General features: G+C 54.1%; 16 protein-coding genes. 9 read left to right on the top strand and 7 right to left on the bottom strand.

The features are described from left to right. Positions 1-8 precede the first annotated feature (8 nt). Entirely contained in the window at positions 9-770 is a 762-nt protein-coding gene (locus GKC03_01520) for a hypothetical protein (protein ID NYT11213.1), read from the top strand. On the opposite strand, the gene mvaD is transcribed toward GKC03_01520, so the two are convergent. Next, entirely contained in the window at positions 758-1,717 is a 960-nt protein-coding gene (gene mvaD / locus GKC03_01525; GenBank protein NYT11214.1) for a diphosphomevalonate decarboxylase, read from the bottom strand. The two genes, GKC03_01520 and mvaD, sit on opposite strands and share 13 nt — an antisense overlap. 8 nt (positions 1,718-1,725) lie before the next feature. Then, the gene (locus GKC03_01530) at positions 1,726-2,130 is read right to left on the bottom strand and encodes an archease (protein ID NYT11215.1); all 405 of its coding nucleotides are present in this window, start codon (positions 2,128-2,130) and stop codon (positions 1,726-1,728) included. A 144-nt stretch (positions 2,131-2,274) separates the two neighbouring features. Here GKC03_01530 and nadX point away from each other — a divergent pair, with 144 nt between their 5' ends. Genes nadX through GKC03_01550 form a run of 4 tightly spaced genes read left to right on the top strand, consistent with a single transcriptional unit; the run spans position 2,275 to position 6,975 of the window. Next, entirely contained in the window at positions 2,275-3,093 is an 819-nt protein-coding gene (gene nadX, locus GKC03_01535; GenBank protein NYT11216.1) for an aspartate dehydrogenase, read from the top strand. Between the two features lie 54 nt (positions 3,094-3,147). Further along, the gene (locus GKC03_01540; protein NYT11217.1) at positions 3,148-4,236 is read left to right on the top strand and encodes an aminopeptidase P family protein; all 1,089 of its coding nucleotides are present in this window, start codon (positions 3,148-3,150) and stop codon (positions 4,234-4,236) included. Further along, positions 4,236-5,612: a TldD/PmbA family protein gene (locus GKC03_01545; protein ID NYT11218.1), complete on the top strand. Its 1,377-nt coding sequence runs from the start codon at positions 4,236-4,238 to the stop codon at positions 5,610-5,612. The genes GKC03_01540 and GKC03_01545 overlap by 1 nt, the downstream gene beginning before the upstream one ends. Position 5,613: 1 nt before the next feature. Then, entirely contained in the window at positions 5,614-6,975 is a 1,362-nt protein-coding gene (locus GKC03_01550) for a TldD/PmbA family protein (protein ID NYT11219.1), read from the top strand. 16 nt (positions 6,976-6,991) lie between these two features. On the opposite strand, the gene GKC03_01555 is transcribed toward GKC03_01550, so the two are convergent. The 4 genes from GKC03_01555 to ilvB all read right to left on the bottom strand — a co-directional run bounded on the left by GKC03_01555 (position 6,992) and on the right by ilvB (position 10,484). After that, the gene (locus GKC03_01555; protein ID NYT11220.1) at positions 6,992-7,360 is read right to left on the bottom strand and encodes a hypothetical protein; all 369 of its coding nucleotides are present in this window, start codon (positions 7,358-7,360) and stop codon (positions 6,992-6,994) included. Positions 7,361-7,438: 78 nt separating this feature from the next. Then, positions 7,439-8,437, bottom strand: coding sequence for a ketol-acid reductoisomerase (ilvC, locus tag GKC03_01560; protein NYT11221.1), 999 nt, complete (start codon positions 8,435-8,437; stop codon positions 7,439-7,441). A 74-nt stretch (positions 8,438-8,511) separates the two neighbouring features. Further along, complete coding sequence (locus tag GKC03_01565) at positions 8,512-8,826, bottom strand: hypothetical protein (GenBank protein ID NYT11222.1); 315 nt, start codon at positions 8,824-8,826, stop codon at positions 8,512-8,514. Further along, complete coding sequence (gene ilvB, locus GKC03_01570) at positions 8,805-10,484, bottom strand: biosynthetic-type acetolactate synthase large subunit (GenBank protein ID NYT11223.1); 1,680 nt, start codon at positions 10,482-10,484, stop codon at positions 8,805-8,807. Before ilvB ends, GKC03_01565 begins: the two co-directional genes overlap by 22 nt. 268 nt (positions 10,485-10,752) lie before the next feature. On the opposite strand from ilvB, the gene GKC03_01575 reads away from it, so the two are divergent. From GKC03_01575 to GKC03_01590, 4 genes are all read left to right on the top strand, one after another. Next, complete coding sequence (locus GKC03_01575; GenBank protein NYT11224.1) at positions 10,753-11,745, top strand: histone deacetylase; 993 nt, start codon at positions 10,753-10,755, stop codon at positions 11,743-11,745. A 106-nt stretch (positions 11,746-11,851) separates the two neighbouring features. Continuing rightward, positions 11,852-12,868, top strand: a complete 1,017-nt coding sequence (locus tag GKC03_01580) for a type II glyceraldehyde-3-phosphate dehydrogenase (protein NYT11225.1) — start codon at positions 11,852-11,854, stop codon at positions 12,866-12,868. A gap of 47 nt (positions 12,869-12,915) precedes the next feature. Beyond that, a complete protein-coding gene (gene gap, locus GKC03_01585; protein NYT11226.1) occupies positions 12,916-13,923 on the top strand; it encodes a type I glyceraldehyde-3-phosphate dehydrogenase in 1,008 nt (335 codons plus the stop codon). 11 nt (positions 13,924-13,934) lie between these two features. Continuing rightward, positions 13,935-15,152, top strand: coding sequence for a phosphoglycerate kinase (locus GKC03_01590; GenBank protein ID NYT11227.1), 1,218 nt, complete (start codon positions 13,935-13,937; stop codon positions 15,150-15,152). Here the strand turns inward: GKC03_01590 and GKC03_01595 are convergent, their stop codons facing one another. Next, positions 15,153-16,304, bottom strand: a complete 1,152-nt coding sequence (locus GKC03_01595) for an aminotransferase class I/II-fold pyridoxal phosphate-dependent enzyme (GenBank protein ID NYT11228.1) — start codon at positions 16,302-16,304, stop codon at positions 15,153-15,155. Positions 16,305-16,306: the final 2 nt, after the last annotated feature.

Consider the following 16,306-nt stretch of genomic DNA (forward strand, 5'->3'; position numbering starts at 1 on the left):
TGAGGCATATGAACACGCTGGAGAAGACCATGACTGATCTCCTGGGAAGGGGAATCGATGTCACGCACGTCTCAGAGATGCCCCTGAATGCTCCCGTCCTCGAGGTCTTAAGATTGACCAGCAGGAAGAATGCCGTTTACTTGATCAAGACCCCCGATAGGGAGCTGGTCCTCAAGGTCTTCGAGAACGATAGGTGGGAAAGAGAGCAAACCATCCTACTTTCATGCCAGTCCAGGGGAGTCCTGGCCCCCAAGCCCCTCCTCATGGGTGAGGGGTTCATCGTCATGGATTATCTAAAGGGTCCCAACCTCTGTGACCTGGTCAACGAGACACTGGACCCGGTCTATCCCAGGATGATCGCCAGGTGGCTGGCCGACTTTCATGGAAACCTTGGAGATGAGGAGGTAACCCTCGTCAAGTCTGATGCAAAGCTCCAGAACTTCATCCTGACCGAGCGAGGTGTGGCGGGACTGGACTTTGAGCTGGCCCATGAGGGGGACCCGTTAGAGGACCTGGGCGAGGTCTGTGCCCATATACTCAACACCGATCCCATGTTCATCGAGGAAAAGTATGCACTTTGCGACCAATTCCTCCGGTGCTACCTGTCGATCACCGATCACTCGTTGGAGGGCATCACTTACTGGGTGGTCTCGGCTCTCAAGGAGGCCGCTCACTTCAGGCCCGATCAGCGGGAGAGGCTAGAAAAGGAGATTGAGGAACTCGATAGAGGAGAGGTTTGGCCATTTTATCATCACGATCAGAAAAGGTGATCATCGGTCAGCGCGGCCTCTCCACCAACCGTGCAGGCCAGCGTCTTGATTCCAAGTGATCCGATCCTGGACCTGACCTCTTCGAGATCGTGAGTTCTCGTGTTGATGTAGACCGTGGCACCAGTGTCAATTGAGAAGTAGCACTTGACCCCCTCTTCGAACATCCTCTTGACCTCCAATATCACCCTCAGGGTGTCGGGTCTCCAGAGAATGAGCCTCTCATCACCAGTCATGGTAATTCCGTGGAGGAGCAGCGTGTCCCTTTCGGCCAGTTCTCCGATGCCATTCACATCGCCCCTGCCGATAGCCTGTTCCATCTCGTCCAGCACGGAGGGCATGTACTCCAGGCGTGCCTTGAAGAAGGGCGAGCTGGTGACCTCGCGGTGGGCGGTGTCCGTGAACTTCATCGCTGGGACCACCGCCACCAGCATGGCCATGTGCGAATCTGCAGGAGAAGATATCCTTCGCGAAAAGGAACTCTCATCGTCATGGCCGGCGTACCATCGGGAGAATCCCCCGGTCACAGCCCGGGAGGCGGAGCCCGCTCCTCTCCTTGCGAATCTTGAGATCTCTTCCAGGGTGAGATCAAGGCCCAACGCGTCCGAGCAGGCGAGGGCGAGGGCAGCGAACCCAGAGGAGCTTGCGCCCAGTCCGATGTTCGAGGGAAAGTCGTTGATGGATGCCATCCTCATCCCCTTATCGATGCCAGCCATCTCCCTTATGGGCTCCACAACTGCGAGTATCCTCTCCAATTCTCTCTCGCCCGCCGATTTTCCGTCAATTTCCGCGCAATCGGGCCATCTCCCAAAATCCACCGTGGTCCGGGTGCAGAGGGGGGCAGTGCAGACGGAAATGGAATCATGATAGGGCAGCCTGAGGACCTCGTCTTTCAGGCCATGATATTTTATCAGTCCCTGTATGGGGTGCGCGGTGGCGCTGGACTTCATGGTTCACCTCATATGTCGAACAGCACGGTCACCGAAGGCGTGTCCTTGTCGACATTAAGCATGTGGTATGTCACTGCCTTGATCTCGGTCTTTGGTCTGTGCTTCTTCAGATCGAGCTCCTCTCCCTTGGCCAGGCAGCTAAGGCCTTCCTCCGAGAAGGAGACGTCGAAGGAGGAGAGCACCACATGTTCAACATCATGGAGGTATAAGAGCTCGGAAAGAAGGTCGAACAGAAGCTCTTCCTTCTCGTCGCCCTCGATCTTCACCTCCACCTCTCCAATTGGCTGGATAGTAGAGACATCTACTATCTGATCGAACATAGCCAGTGCGGCGTTGGCGAAGCATTCCTCAAGCGTGTTTCCGTATGCTCTAACCAGAATGTCGGCGGTGTGGTCAAGAAGCTCGAATCTCATCGTTCTTGGATTGCATGACAGGATAAAAATTGTTGTGCAGCGGTTCGAAATTCGAATTTTCCAGGTAATCTACGCTTTAAAGCTCCCTTAGAACACTCTGATTTTCAATAGTGTTATATTGCCGTTGTATATTCTCTCGGTACAATGCGAATCCTGATAATTGGGTGCGGTTCCATCGGCACTCAGATAGCAAGGGCCGTTGACGAGATGGAGGAGTTCGACAAGGTGTACATCACTGATCAAAGCCACATGTGCGCTGTCCACCTTCAAAGGATCCTTCGGAACGTGGAGTACGTCGAGCACGACGACGAAACGATGAACAATCTAGCCAAGGAACTTGACCTGGTGGTCGAGGCAGCCAGCCAGGCGGCGGCAAGACACTACGCCCCCTTTTTCTTGGGGCGCGGAGTCGATACCATGGTCATGAGTGTGGGGGTCTTTGCGGATGATGAACTCCGGGAGAGGTGCTTCAATCTTTCCAAGGAGAAGAACGCAAGACTCTACGTCCCATCAGGAGCGGTGTGCGGTACGGATGGTCTTCGAGCGGCATCGATAGGTCGCATCGATGAGGTCACGCTCATTACCAGGAAGGGCAGGAAGGGCATGTGCGAAGAGTCCAAGCTTAGGGAGAGAGGTGTTTCAATGGAGTCTCTCGCTGAGCCCTGTGTAATCTTCGAGGGAACGGCGAGAGAGGCTGCTCTTGCCTTTCCCAGGAACATGAACGTATCGGGCACGCTCAGCCTCCTTGGTGTAGGGTTTGACGACACCAGGGTGAAGATAATATGTGATCCAGATATTGAGAGCAACCAACATACTGTGATCGTGAAGGGAGAATTCGGTGAGTTGAGAGCCGAGACCAAGAATGTTCCTTCTCCAAAGACCCCATCCACGAGCTTTCTCGCAGCACTATCCGCGGTGGCGGCCATCAAGCGGATCGCGTCCAACATTTGGATAGGAATCTGAACAGGCTCCTTACTGTTATATTGGAGATAATGCCTTTATCGATTAAGTGATCCGATGAAGAGCAGGGTAGAGCGAATTTTCCAGCAGTTGGGTGAGGGGATAGATGCGGTCATATTCATGAACGCAACCGAACCCAATATCGATCTCTCATTCTTCTACATCACGGGGGCGGAGTCAGGGATCTTCGAGGGCTGTTCATCCATAATCTGGCCCGATGGTAGAATGGAACTGATAGTCAGTGAGCTGGAGGAGACGAGCTCCCGGAGGGTGAGTGCAGAGATCAAGACCTTCAAGACCACCGAGCAGAGGGCGGAGCTATTGAAAGAGTCCCTGAATGGCGTGAAGACGCTCGGAATTAACGGTGCCGCTCTCACCTATGGCAATCTCAAGAAGCTCAAGGAGACCGTGCCTGATTTCACCGAGGTGGATATAAGCAAGACGGTGGAGATGGTCAGGATGATAAAGGACGAGGAAGAGGTTGAGCGCATCAGGAAGGCCTGTCAGATCGCTTCTAGGGTGGCTGATGACATTCCCAATTTTCTCAAGGAAGGGATGCGCGAGAGTGAGGTCGGGGCCGAGATTTCGTACCGAATGCAGAGACTCGGGGCCAGCGGTCCAAGCTTTGATATGATCGCTGCGTTCGGTGAGAACTCGGCGGAACCCCACTACCTTGCAGGAGACCGCCCTCTGAATAGGGGGGAGGTCGCTCTATTCGATTTTGGAGCCCTCTATCGCAAGTACTGTTCCGACATCACGCGTACCTTCTTCGCTCGGGAGGCCAGCGAAAAGCAGGAGAGGATCTACGAGCTGGTGAGGGATGCCAACGAGCTGGCTCTTACCACGATTCGGGCCGGGATCCCAGCCAAGGAAGCGGATGCCGCGGCACGCGAGCTGATAGACTCCACGGAGTTCAAAGGGAGGTTCATCCACTCTCTGGGACATGGGTTGGGGCTCTCGGTTCATGACGGTGGAAGCATGAGCCCCGTAACCGACATCGTGCTGCAGGAGAACATGATCCTCACCGTAGAGCCAGGGATATACATACCAGGGTTCGGTGGAGTCAGGATAGAGGACGATGTAAGGATCACCAAGGAGGGTTGCGAGGTTCTCACCAACGCCTCCAAGGAGCTCATGGTGATATGATGAGAGATATTCTTCATGAAGCGCTAGAACGGATGACCGAAAACGGCGCAGAATTCTGTGATGCCAGGTTCCAGCAGCTAAGCATGCTTTCGGTGAAGGTGGTGGATGGCGGTGTCCGGTCCATCAAGAACGATTCAATGAGCGGGGTGTGCTTCCGCTCCAGGATAGGAGGATCGTGGGGATACTCTTCCACGGTCTCCTTGGACAAGGAATCGCTCCTCGAAGCATGTCTGGAGGCTCCCAGGAACGCTAATAGAGGAACAGCTCCCGGTGATCCACTACCCGAATACAGGTTCGACACCGGAACGGTGAAGGCCAAGGTGAGGTACTATCCCGCAGATATAGCACTAGAGGAGAAGCTGGCCGATCTGATGGAACTCGACAAGGCACAGAGGATCGAGGCCAGGATAGTGAACACCAATTCGGAGTACGACGAGGGATTGAAGCGGAATATACTCATCAATTCCATGGGAGCAGACCTCGAGTGGGAGGAGATCCGGACAAGGGTAACTGCCATGACCGTCGCATCCGACGGGGACAGGACCGAGTTCTACTACGATGCCCACGGTGGAACCAAGGGTTACGAGCTCGTGAAAGAGCTGGACCTGAACGAGATCGGCGATAAATGCGCAAGGGAGGCCATAGCCATGCTATTGGCCAAGAAGCCCCCTTCGGGCCTCTTGACCTGCATCAGCGATCCAGGAATTACTGGAACTCTGGCCCACGAGGTGATCGGTCACGCCGCGGAAGCGGACGAAGTGGTAAAGAACAGGTCCTTCCTAACCGGAGTCGTTGGAGAAAGGGTGGCTTCAGATCTAATCACCATGGTGGACGACGGTACTGTTCCAGGGGCAAGAGGGACTATTCCCTATGACGACGAGGGAATCAGAGGATCTCGTACAGTACTGATAGAGAATGGAATATACAAGGGGTACATGCACTCGCTGGAGACCGCGGCCATGATGAACGAGGCTCCAACCGGGAACGGGCGCGCCGAGGATTATTCAAGGAGGGTCTGGGTTAGAATGACCAACACCTACTTCGAGCCTGGAGACTGGACGCTGGAGGAGATGGTGGAGGATATAGATTTTGGCGTGGTCACGGACAAGACCATAAGCGGGATGGAAGATCCGGTGGGAGGCGGATTCGAGGCACAGACCCTAAGAGGCTACCTGATTGAGAGAGGCAAGATCTCTGGAATGATCAGATCCTTCGCTCTCACCGGGGACGCGCTGGAGATTTTGAAGACCACGGATGCCGTAGGGAAGGATTTCAAGCTTGACGGTGGAACCTGCGGGAAGGGAATAGAGGACTGGGCCCCGGTCTCCACAGGGGGAGCATACTGCAGATCCAAGATCATGGTTGGTGGTGGTTGAATTGTATCTCAATGACGTGGTAGAAAAGGCTCTCAGGAAGGCACTTTTAGAGGGAGCAGAGCAGGCAGAAGTGTTTACCGTTAAGAGCAGAACTCTTTCTCTGTACATTGAGGATTCCAAGGTGAAGAACCTGGAGGAGAAGTTCGATGTTGGCATCTCGGTAAGAGTTGCTGATGGCAAGAAGCTGGGGGAGGCTTCCTCGACTATAGCCTCACCTGAGCAGGTTGATGTGTGTACCGATTCAGCGATCAAAGCGGCCAGGGTTTCAGAGCCCGATGCCTTCTTCCAGGGGTTTGGCCTAGGCGGTGAGGCCGTGATCAGTAGGCCTCATGTGTGGGATGAGGAGGTTGCCAACCTCGACACCAAGAAGCTATCATCGAAAGGGGTAGAGATTGTCGACGCTTGCATTGGAGTTGGCGATGTCAAGATCCCAAGAGGTCTTATCCGGACTGCCAGTATCGAGACCGAGATAGGGAACTCCAACGGTATGAGCACTACTCACAGGAGCACGATGGTCTATCTCCACTTCACATCCATGACATCATCCGGTGTTGCGGGCGAGGGGGAAGAGTCGTTCTTCTCGACAAAACTGGATATGGACACCTCTGCGATAGGGACCTCTCTTGCCCAGGGAGCTATGAATTCCGCCAGGGCTGTTACCTTTAAAGGAAGGAGCGAAGTCCCCGTCTTCATTCAGGCAGCCTCCCTTGCTGAGATGTTCAAGACCTCGGTCGGTTTCTCCATCGACTCGGAGAATGTCAACAGGATGAGGAGCGCCTGGGTTGGGAAGATGGGAAACGAAGTAGCTTCCCCAAGCATCTCGATCGTGGACGACCCCACTGATCCCAGGGGCATCCTATGCACTACGCACGACGATGAGGGTACCCCAACGTGCAAGAGAAACATCGTTGAAGATGGGGTATTGAAGTCAATACTGTTCGACGGATACAACGCCTCGATGGCTGGAGTAAGATCCACAGGGAACGGGCTCAGGAGAACTGAACGAGATTCACAGAGCCTCTACCAGTTACCCGTGCATGTGTCCCCTATCAACATGGTAGTTCAGCCTGGATCCAAGGATAGGGATGAACTCATATCCACATTCGATAGGGCGGTACTTATCGAGAGGTTCGCCTGGCCTCAGGTGAATCCCATAACCGGAGCGATCGGTCTTGAAGTCAGATGTGCCCACATCATGGAAAGAGGAGAGATCGTCGAGACGGTGAAGCACGCGCTGCTTACTGGCAACTTCTACGAATCTCTCAAGAAAGTTGTTGGGATAGCCAATGATCAGAAGGTCCAGGGATCCTGGATAGTTCCCACAATAGGGTTCGATGGCATGGAGCTTGTGGGGAACCCCTAGATCTCGAAAGAAGTGATCATCCTTTGACCAGGCTGACCCTGGTCCTATCTCCTATTTTTTTCAGGACTTTAGCATCTCCCATGACCATTCCCACGGGAGATACATCGCTTACGGCTGTAGGGGCACCGTCGGCACTGACTGGCGTGGGACCGAAGAAGAAGCAGAGAGCGTTCCCGTTAGGCCAGAATGCCACCTCTCCCACCTTCATTCGGGTCCTGCCGTTCTCGATGGGCATCTCAACGGGTATCTCGAAGTAGATCTCCTCTCCCCAGACGTTGACGTACGCTTCGAATGGCAGAGCAAGCCATATGGCGTTGGCGGTATCCGAGTCGTTCAGCTCTATCTCGAACAGCTGATCCGGAGTCCTCATAACCATTTTCTTCATGACATCTCCTCCATTGAAAATATGATTATAGGCTATATGAATAAGGATTGAGAGGTAAATGGTTTAGGAGGGAGTTGATTACTCCTTCGGATCGCCCATCTCGAAGAGTGTGCGCAGCTCTCTGCCAACTACCTCGATCTGGCGGTCGTACTCTTCCTGGTACATCCCCTTCATCCGCTTGATCCCGGTCTTCCAGTCCGCTATCCACTCGTCCGAGAACTTGCCGGAAAGGATGTTGTCCAGCATCTCCTGCATGCCCTTCTTCACCCTCTCATCGATGATCATGCCCCTCTGGGACAGGCCACCGAACTCCGCGGTATTGGAAACGTTGTCCCACATGCCGGTAAGACCTCCAGCGTAGATGAGGTCAACGATGAGCTTCAGCTCGTTGAGGACCTCGAAGTATGCGATCTCGGGCTGGTATCCGTTCTCGACAAGCACTTCGAAACCAGCTATTATGAGTCCGGTAACGCCGCCGCACAGCACAGCCTGCTCACCGAAGAGATCGGAGGTGACCTCCTCGTGGAATGTTGTCTCAAGCACCCCGGGCTTGGTGGCGCCGATCCCCTTCGCGATGGCCAGGGCCACTTCCTTAGCTTGACCAGATACGTCCCTCTCGACCGCGATGAGCGCGGGAACGCCGAATCCCTGAAGGAAGACTTCCCTCTCTCTCTTTCCCGGTGACTTAGGGGCCATCATGATGACGTCCACACCCTCAGGAGGCACAATCTGATTGTAGATGATGCTGAATCCGTGAGCGAAGTCCAGTGTGCAACCAGGCTTGAGGTAGGGTTCGATCTGTTCATCGTACACGATCTTCTGAACCTCGTCAGGAACCAGGATCATTACGATATCCGCGCCATTCACCGCGTCGGGTATCTCGGCAACGGTCATTCCTTCCTCTTGGGCTTTCTTCCAGGAAGCTCCATCCTTCCTAACGCCAACAACCACATCGCAACCACTGTCCCTGAGGCATAGGGACTGGGCCCTGCCCTGGCTGCCATAACCAATCACTGCGATCTTCTTGCCGTCCAGGACCGAAAGGTCAACGTCGGCCTCATGATACACTTTTACCATACTCTCACCTTTAAATTGAACCTTATTCCGCTAAAGACAGATGCGTATAAAGAATATTCGCATTCCGCGGTCCCCTAGAAGGACAGCGAGCCTTTCTCCTTAGCGCTCTTAATGATATCGAAGGTATGCCCATTCTGGGGAACCGCCTCCCAATTACAGACCACTCGCTCGTTCAGGTACTCTGCCGAAAGCACGTCTGGTATAGCCTTCAAGGCGTAGAGGGTCTTCCCCTTTCCGGGAAGGTTGGTAATTCCCAGCAACATGATCATCTTACCCTCTTTCTTCCCTATGATGGCCGTCTCGACCATGATCTTTCGCCGCACCAGCTCGATGAACACCCTCTGACACAGACCCTGCGAATCCCTACCTACCACTTGGACGATTTCCATTTGCATCTCCCCTGTATTACCTGATCGGCTCCCGCTCCTGCGGGTACCATCGGGAGGACATCTTCCTCTGGATCCGTTATGACATCAACCATGAACGGGACGTCGGATTTTAACCCTCTTTCCAGCGCTTCTCTCAATTCAGAGGGTCTTTCGACTCTGACCCCCTCGGCACCGTACCCCTCTGCCAGCTTCACGAAATCTGGGTTATCCCTGAGCTCGGTGCCTGAGTAGCGCTTATCCTTGAAGAGCTTCTGCCACTGCTTAACCATGCCGAGCCAGCCATTGTTCATTACCACGACCATCACTGGCAGGTCCTCGGAAACAGCGGTGGCGAATTCCTGGATTACCATCTGGATGCTGCCATCGCCAGCGATATCCAACACCGGTCGGTCCGGGTATGCGACCTTGACACCCAGCGCAGCTGGGAAGCCGAATCCCATGGTCCCAAACCCTCCGGATGAGATGAACTGTCTGGGGCTCTTGACCCTGAAGAGATGAGCGGCCCACATCTGGTTCTGACCGACCTCCGTGGTGACCATCGCATTCTCTGGTACGAGTTCGTTGAGTTCATGCATGATCTTCTGGGGTTTAACAGGCATCTCCCCCAGGTCTATGTTACAGTCACAGAACTCCCTCATCTCCGTAATCCTCTGTGACCAGGGCGTATCGCCCCTGGAAGCTCCAAGACCCTGAATTATCGCGTTAAGAGCTTTCTTAGCATCTCCCACAAGCCTGACCTCTGTCTGGGGGCTCTTTCCCGCCTCGCCGGGATCGATATCCACGTGCACTATCTTCGTCTCGCTCGGAAGGTCGTTCTTGCCCGTGCTCCGGTCTGAGAATCTTGTGCCCACGGCTAGGAGAACATCGCACTCCATGTAAGCCCGTCTTGGACACGCTCTTCCATGCATGCCTATCAACCCCAGAGCCAGCGGGTGAGTCTCAGGAACAACGCTCTTTCCCATTAGCGTGGTTGTTATTGGGGCCATTAGTGTCTCGGCCAGCTTCACGATCTCCTGATGTGCCCCTGCCCATACACATCCGCCACCGACCATGATGAGAGGGCGCTCAGCGTTCTTCAGAAGCTTGATTGCCTGAGGCAGTTCTGAAAGATCCTCGGGATGAGGGTCTACTGGGTACTTCATCCTCATGAGTTCGTCTGGCACTTCTCCTAGCATGGCGTCCATGGGGAGGTCGATGTGAACGGGTCCGTAACGTCCCGTGGTGGCTATGGCCATCCCTCTGATGACCGCTTCTGGAAGATCGCAAGGATCAAGGATCCTGTAGTTGTGCTTTGTAACCGGCATCATGAGGCTGAAGGAGTCCCCCTCCTGGAAGGCCTGGTGGCCGATCACAGGGGTCCTGACTTGGCCAGTAATGGCCAATATTGGTGACGAATCGACGAAGGCCGTTGCAACCCCCGTAACGAGGTTGGTTGCCCCAGGCCCTGAGGTGGACATACACACCCCGATCCTTCCCGTGGCCCTGGCGTACCCATCGGCCATGTGGGCCGCACACTGCTCGTGTCGGACCAGCACGTGGCGTATGTTCGAGTCCAGGAGATCATCGTAGATGGGCATGGTGGTGCCCCCTGGGATGCCGAACATGACATCGACGCCTTGTTGTTCCAGAAGCTCTAGAAGCGCCTTACTACCTCTCATAGAGTATCCACTCCGCAAACCAACAATTCCTTGAGGACATCCAGAAAAGGGATGTCCTCTATCTAATGATAATCCCCACTCTGCGAATAACAGCAATGATGGGCGTTTCCCTCAGAATGGGTTGCTTAGACACGATTCTCGAAATCTTACCCATCGTATATAACATTTCCTCAAATTGTCGAACTTGAAGAATTCGATCTTTTCCCATGTTATTAGATAATGATTCCATGGAAAGTTATTTCGATTGGTCCTCACCTTCTACCCATGAATGAGCATCATCTTCCATCCACGATTTCTCGACCATCAGCAGTGGGAGAGTCATCCGGAATCTCCATTAAGGCTGGTAAGGGCGGTGGACAAGATGATGGAGCTATGGGTATGGAACAACGTCGTGTTTCCACAACCAGCGACCAAGGAGGATCTCCTGCTGGTCCATACAGATAGGCTGGTGTCCAGTGTGGCCAATTCAAGAGAATGCTATCTTGATCCAGACACCTTCGTCCACGAGGAGACCTATGGGATTGCCCTTTTAGCCGCAGGAGGAACCATCGAGGCTGCCCGTAGGGCGAAAGAGGAGGAAACACCGTCGGTCGCTCTGGTAAGGCCCCCTGGCCATCATGCAGGGGCCGATTTTCTGGGCGGATTCTGCTATTTCAACAACGCCGCCATCGCCGTCAAGAAGCTGGGAATAAGAGCAGCCATCGTTGATATCGACGTTCATCATGGCAATGGCACGCAGAGCATCTTCTGGGATGATGATGACGTTCTCTACATCTCGACTCACCAGTACGGCATATACCCGGGTACGGGAGCAGCTGAGGAAGTGGGTGAGGGTGCTGGTGAAGGGTTCACAGTGAACATCCCGTTCGACGGAGGGGCGGGGGATGCATCCTTCATGATGGCCTTTGATCGAATCGTGAAACCCGTTGTTGAGCAGTTCAAACCCCAGATGGTCATCATCGATATTGGCGTAGACGCCCATTACATGGACCCACTAGCATCCCTATCACTGTCATCACCCGGATACCTCGAGCTGTGCAAGAGGCTGATGACAATACCAGCGGATTATGGCGCCACATTCGTGTTGGAGGGAGGTTATCACCTTGATTCGACCGCGGAGGTGATCGGTGGTCTGGTAGCCATGTGTCAGGGAGTTCCCGCCAGGATGAAGTACTATCAGAACATGGATAACGAGTTGTGTGGTCTTCCCAACATCGAGCGGGTCGTTTCAATCCAGAAGGATTACTGGGACATAGAATGATTGAGGGATGCCCTGAAATATACCGTATGCCTTCTCAATTCCGAGCGGTAGGGGACCGCAAGGAAAATAATGACAAACCCATATCCCCTATGACGGAGGTATCAGGATGAAGGTCAGGGTCGGCATCAACGGATATGGTACCATCGGCAAGAGGACCGCCTACGCCATCATGAATCAGGATGACATGGAGATCGTGGGGGTCACCAAACGGAGACCATCTTACGAGGCCAGATTGGCAGTCAAACAGGGTCTGCCTCTCTATGTCACCAATGCGGAGGACATTGAGGTTTTCGAGAAGGAGGAAATCCCGGTGACCGGGACCCTCAAGGAGCTGTCGGAAAAAGCCGATATCATCGTGGACTGCACCCCAGGCGGGGTTGGAGCAACCTGGAAGGAGCTCTATGACCAATCCGGGGTGAAAGCCATATTCCAGGGCGGTGAGGAACATTCCCTCGCAGGCGTTTCCTTCAACTCTTTTGCCAACTACCACGAGTCTTGGGGGGCAAGGTACTCAAGGGTGGTCTCCTGCAATACAACCGGACTGATCAGGACCCTTTACCCATTGGACCGTGTTTTCGGGGTGGAGAGGGTCTTCGCATCATTGGTCAGGAGGGGGGCCGATCCCGGCGACAGGAAGGGCGCACCTCTGAACGCGGTTGAACCCTCATTGAAGCTACCCACTCATCACGGGCCAGATGTACAGACGATCCTGCCTTGGCTCAATATTCACACCATGGCCGTCAAGACGCCGACAACCATGATGCATATCCACTGCATCACGGCCGATCTAAAGCGAAAGACGAACGAGACGGACGTGTTGTCAGTATGGGATAACGTGCCAAGGATCAAGTTCGTCAGCGGAAAGCACGGGATCAAGTCCTCGGCTCAGATCATGGAGTTGGCCAGGGACCTCAATAGGCCCAGAGGGGACTTCATGGAGATAATCGTCTGGTCAGATGGTATCAAGGTGGAGGATAAGACGCTGTATTACTACCAGGCAGTCCACCAGGAGAGCGACGTTGTCCCGGAGATCATTGATTGCATACGGTCGATGATGAAGCTCGAGGAGGATCCGATCAAGTCCATCAGGAAGACAGATCGCAGCATGGGAATCGGGAAGTGAAGCGCAGAAGGATTTTTTAGCTCCTGAGGACGTGCAATATCGATAGTATGCTAAAGATCGCCATCAACGGATTCGGGAGGATCGGCAGGTCTTTCTTGAGGGCGGCGATGTTCCGTCGCGAGTACGGGTCGAAGTATGAAGTGGTTGCGGTGAACGACCTGGCCGCAGCCTCCACACTAGCATATCTACTGAAACACGACTCGGTCCATGGAAATCTTAGCAATGATATCAAGGCTACCGATGGAGGAGTATCGGTCGATGATAGATTGATATCGTTCATTAGCGAGAAGGATCCTTCCAGGCTTCCCTGGGAGAAGCTTGGGGCGGATGTGGTGATCGAGTCAACCGGTTTCTTCACGGATAGAAAGAGCAGCCAGATGCATCTGGATGCAGGTGCTGACAAGGTGATCATCTCAGCTCCGGCCAAGAATCCAGATGTCACCGTTGTGTTGGGCGCGAACCAGGAGGCTTACCACAGAGATGAGCACAGGATAATATCAATGGCATCTTGCACCACCAACAGTGTGGCGCTTCCGGCAAAAGTGCTCAACGACCGCTTTCACATCATGGCTGGGCTGATGACTACGGTACACGCGTACACCGGGGATCAGAGGCTTCTGGACTTCCCCCACACCGATCTCCGAAGGGCCAGGGCTGCCCCCCTGTCAATCGTACCGACGACAACTGGAGCGGCGAGAGCGGTCTCTCTGGTGCTTCCGGAGCTGAAGGGCAAACTGAACGGATTGGCGTTGAGAGTTCCCGTGCCTGATGGATCGATAACCGACCTCACGGTTTGGGTAGCTGAGGAAGCAGATCGGGAGAAGGTCAACTCCGCGCTTAAGGATGCGTCGGAGGGTGTGATGAAAGGGTTCCTGGGTTACTCTGAGGAACCATTGGTTTCCGTTGATATTGTGGGAGACCCAAGGTCGTCTATCGTTGATGCACCCAGCACGCTTGTTTCCAAGGAAAAGGGTAATCTAGTGAAAGTCTTATGCTGGTACGACAACGAGTGGGGATACGCCAACCGGCTTGTTGACTTTCTTTCCTATATCTGAGGTGGAAGGGGATGAAGGATTTCAACACTCTTGACGACTTCGATGTTAGCGGTAAGACGGTCATACTCAGGGTGGACATCAATCTTCCCTTGGACAAGGATCGTCTTGAGATAGTCGATGAAAACAGGGTAAGGATGATAGTACCCACCCTGAGAGAACTCCTAGACAGGGGGGCAAAGGTGGTCATATTGGCCCACCAGGGCCGTCCCGGGAGTTGGGATTTCACTTCCCTGGAGAGGCATTCCAAATCGCTTTCCTCCTGCCTTGGGAGGGAAGTCAGGTATGTGGATGATGTTCTTGGCGAAGAGGCGGAGAACGCCATCAAGAGCCTTAGAAAGGGGGAGGCGATCCTGCTTGGGAATGTCAGGGCATTAGAATGCGAAATGAAGAAGGCCAGCATGGAGGAGCACGGAGAATCGGAACTGGTGCAAAAACTGGCTCCCATGGCCGACCTTTATGTAAATGATGCTTTTGCAGCCTCTCACAGGCCTCAATGCTCTCTCGTAGGGTTCCAGGCAAAGCTGCCTTCCGCAGCGGGAAGGCTGTTGGAGCGGGAGCTGGATGCGCTTGCGAGCGTTTTCGACGAACCAAGAAGACCATCAGTCTTCGTCCTCGGGGGCGCAAAGTACTCCGATGCCATCGAGGTCATCGACCGTCTGATCGGAACCGAGAAGGCAAGCTGGGTCATCGTAACCGGAGCATGCGCCAACTTCTTCCTCAAAGCCTGGGGAATCAATCTGGGCCCCAAGACCGAGGAATTCCTCTTGGAGGAGATGACACCGGAGCTGCTTGAGGATGCGAAGTCCCTTCTGAGGAAGAGGGGAAACAGAATGATTCTTCCTTTCGACGTGGCAGTGGACGAGGATGGAAGGCGCGTCAACGTCATGGTAGGAGACCTTCCCTCGGACTATCCTATCCTAGACATAGGTGAGAGGTCGATAATTAAGTTCTGCAAGGTCCTGAAAGCCGCGAATACCATCTTCATTTCCGGTCCTGCGGGCATGATCGAACGCAAAGAATTCGCCCATGGAACGGAGGAGCTCATGAGGGCTGCCGTCGCATCCAACGCCTTTTCCATGGTGGGTGGAGGGCATACTGTGGGGATGGTGAACAAATTGGGGTTGGCCGATGGATTCTCCTATGTCAGCACAGGCGGTGGTGCCTTGGAAACCTATCTGAGGGGAAAGCCACTGCCTGTCGTTGAGGCGCTCAAGGCCGCTAAGCGCTGATCAAAGTACCTCTTCCATCCTTTCCAACGCTTCCCTCACCCTTTCGACTGATCGAGTAAGGGCAAGCCTGACGAATCCCTCTCCGTGCGCTCCGAAACCTATACCTGGAGTCACGACCACGCCAACGTCCAGCATCTTCTTTGTGAACTCCATGGAGTCGCCTCCAACGTTCAACCAGAGGTAGAATGTAGCCTTTGGATCAGGGGCGTCAAAGCCCAATTTTCTGAGCCCCTTTACCATCACGTCCCTCCTCTCCATATAGATGTCGCAGTTCCTCTTCACCATTGGTGGGATCTCCCTGCCCTGGTATTCCGCAAGAGCCTTCACAGCAGCCCTCTGGATGAACTTGGGGGCTCCTGAGTCTATCTGGGACTTTACCTTCTTAAGACCGGATATCAGGTCAGGGGATCCAACCGCATAACCCAGGCGGTACCCGGTCATATTGAATGTCTTGCTCACCGAGCCGAACTCGATGGCATTATCCCCGAACTCCAGAATGCTAGGGGCCGTGTAGCCGTCAAAGGTTATCTCGGAGTAGGCGTTATCGTAGCACAGGATGGTCCGGTTCTCATCACACCATTCCAAAGTCTCCCTGAGGAACGAATCGGTGGCAATGGCCCCCGTTGGGTTATTGGGATAGTTCATATAGAGCATCTTGGCGTCCCGGGGGAGCTCGGAGATTTCCATAATGAAACCATTCTCCTCCCTGAGAGGTGTCTTGACCGGTACTGCGTCGGTAAGAAGGGCGCCTCCCTGCGCATAGACCGGGTAAGATGGATCGGGCACGATCACCTTCTCCCCTGCGTTCACGAAGGCACGGCAGATATTGGCCAGACCCTCCTTGCTTCCAAGAAGCACGCACACCTGCCTATCGGGATCTATTTCCACACCGAATCTCTTAGAGTACCACTCGGTTATTGCCACCCGAGTGCCTTTCTCACCCTGGCTTGAGGGGTAGGTGTGGTTCTCGGGTTTTGTCACCTCTTCCCTCAATATGTCAACGATCTTCTTGGGGGTGGGGATGTCAGGATCGCCTATTCCAAAATCTATAAGGTCGACCCCCTGAGCCCTCTTCTTGGCGGCCTGCTCTTCCATCTCTGCGAACAGGTACGGTGGGAGGGCTCTCAATCTCGATGCGAATTCGAAACTCATGC

Source organism: Methanomassiliicoccales archaeon, from assembly GCA_013415695.1.
Taxonomy (GTDB): Archaea; Thermoplasmatota; Thermoplasmata; order Methanomassiliicoccales; family JAAEEP01; genus JAAEEP01.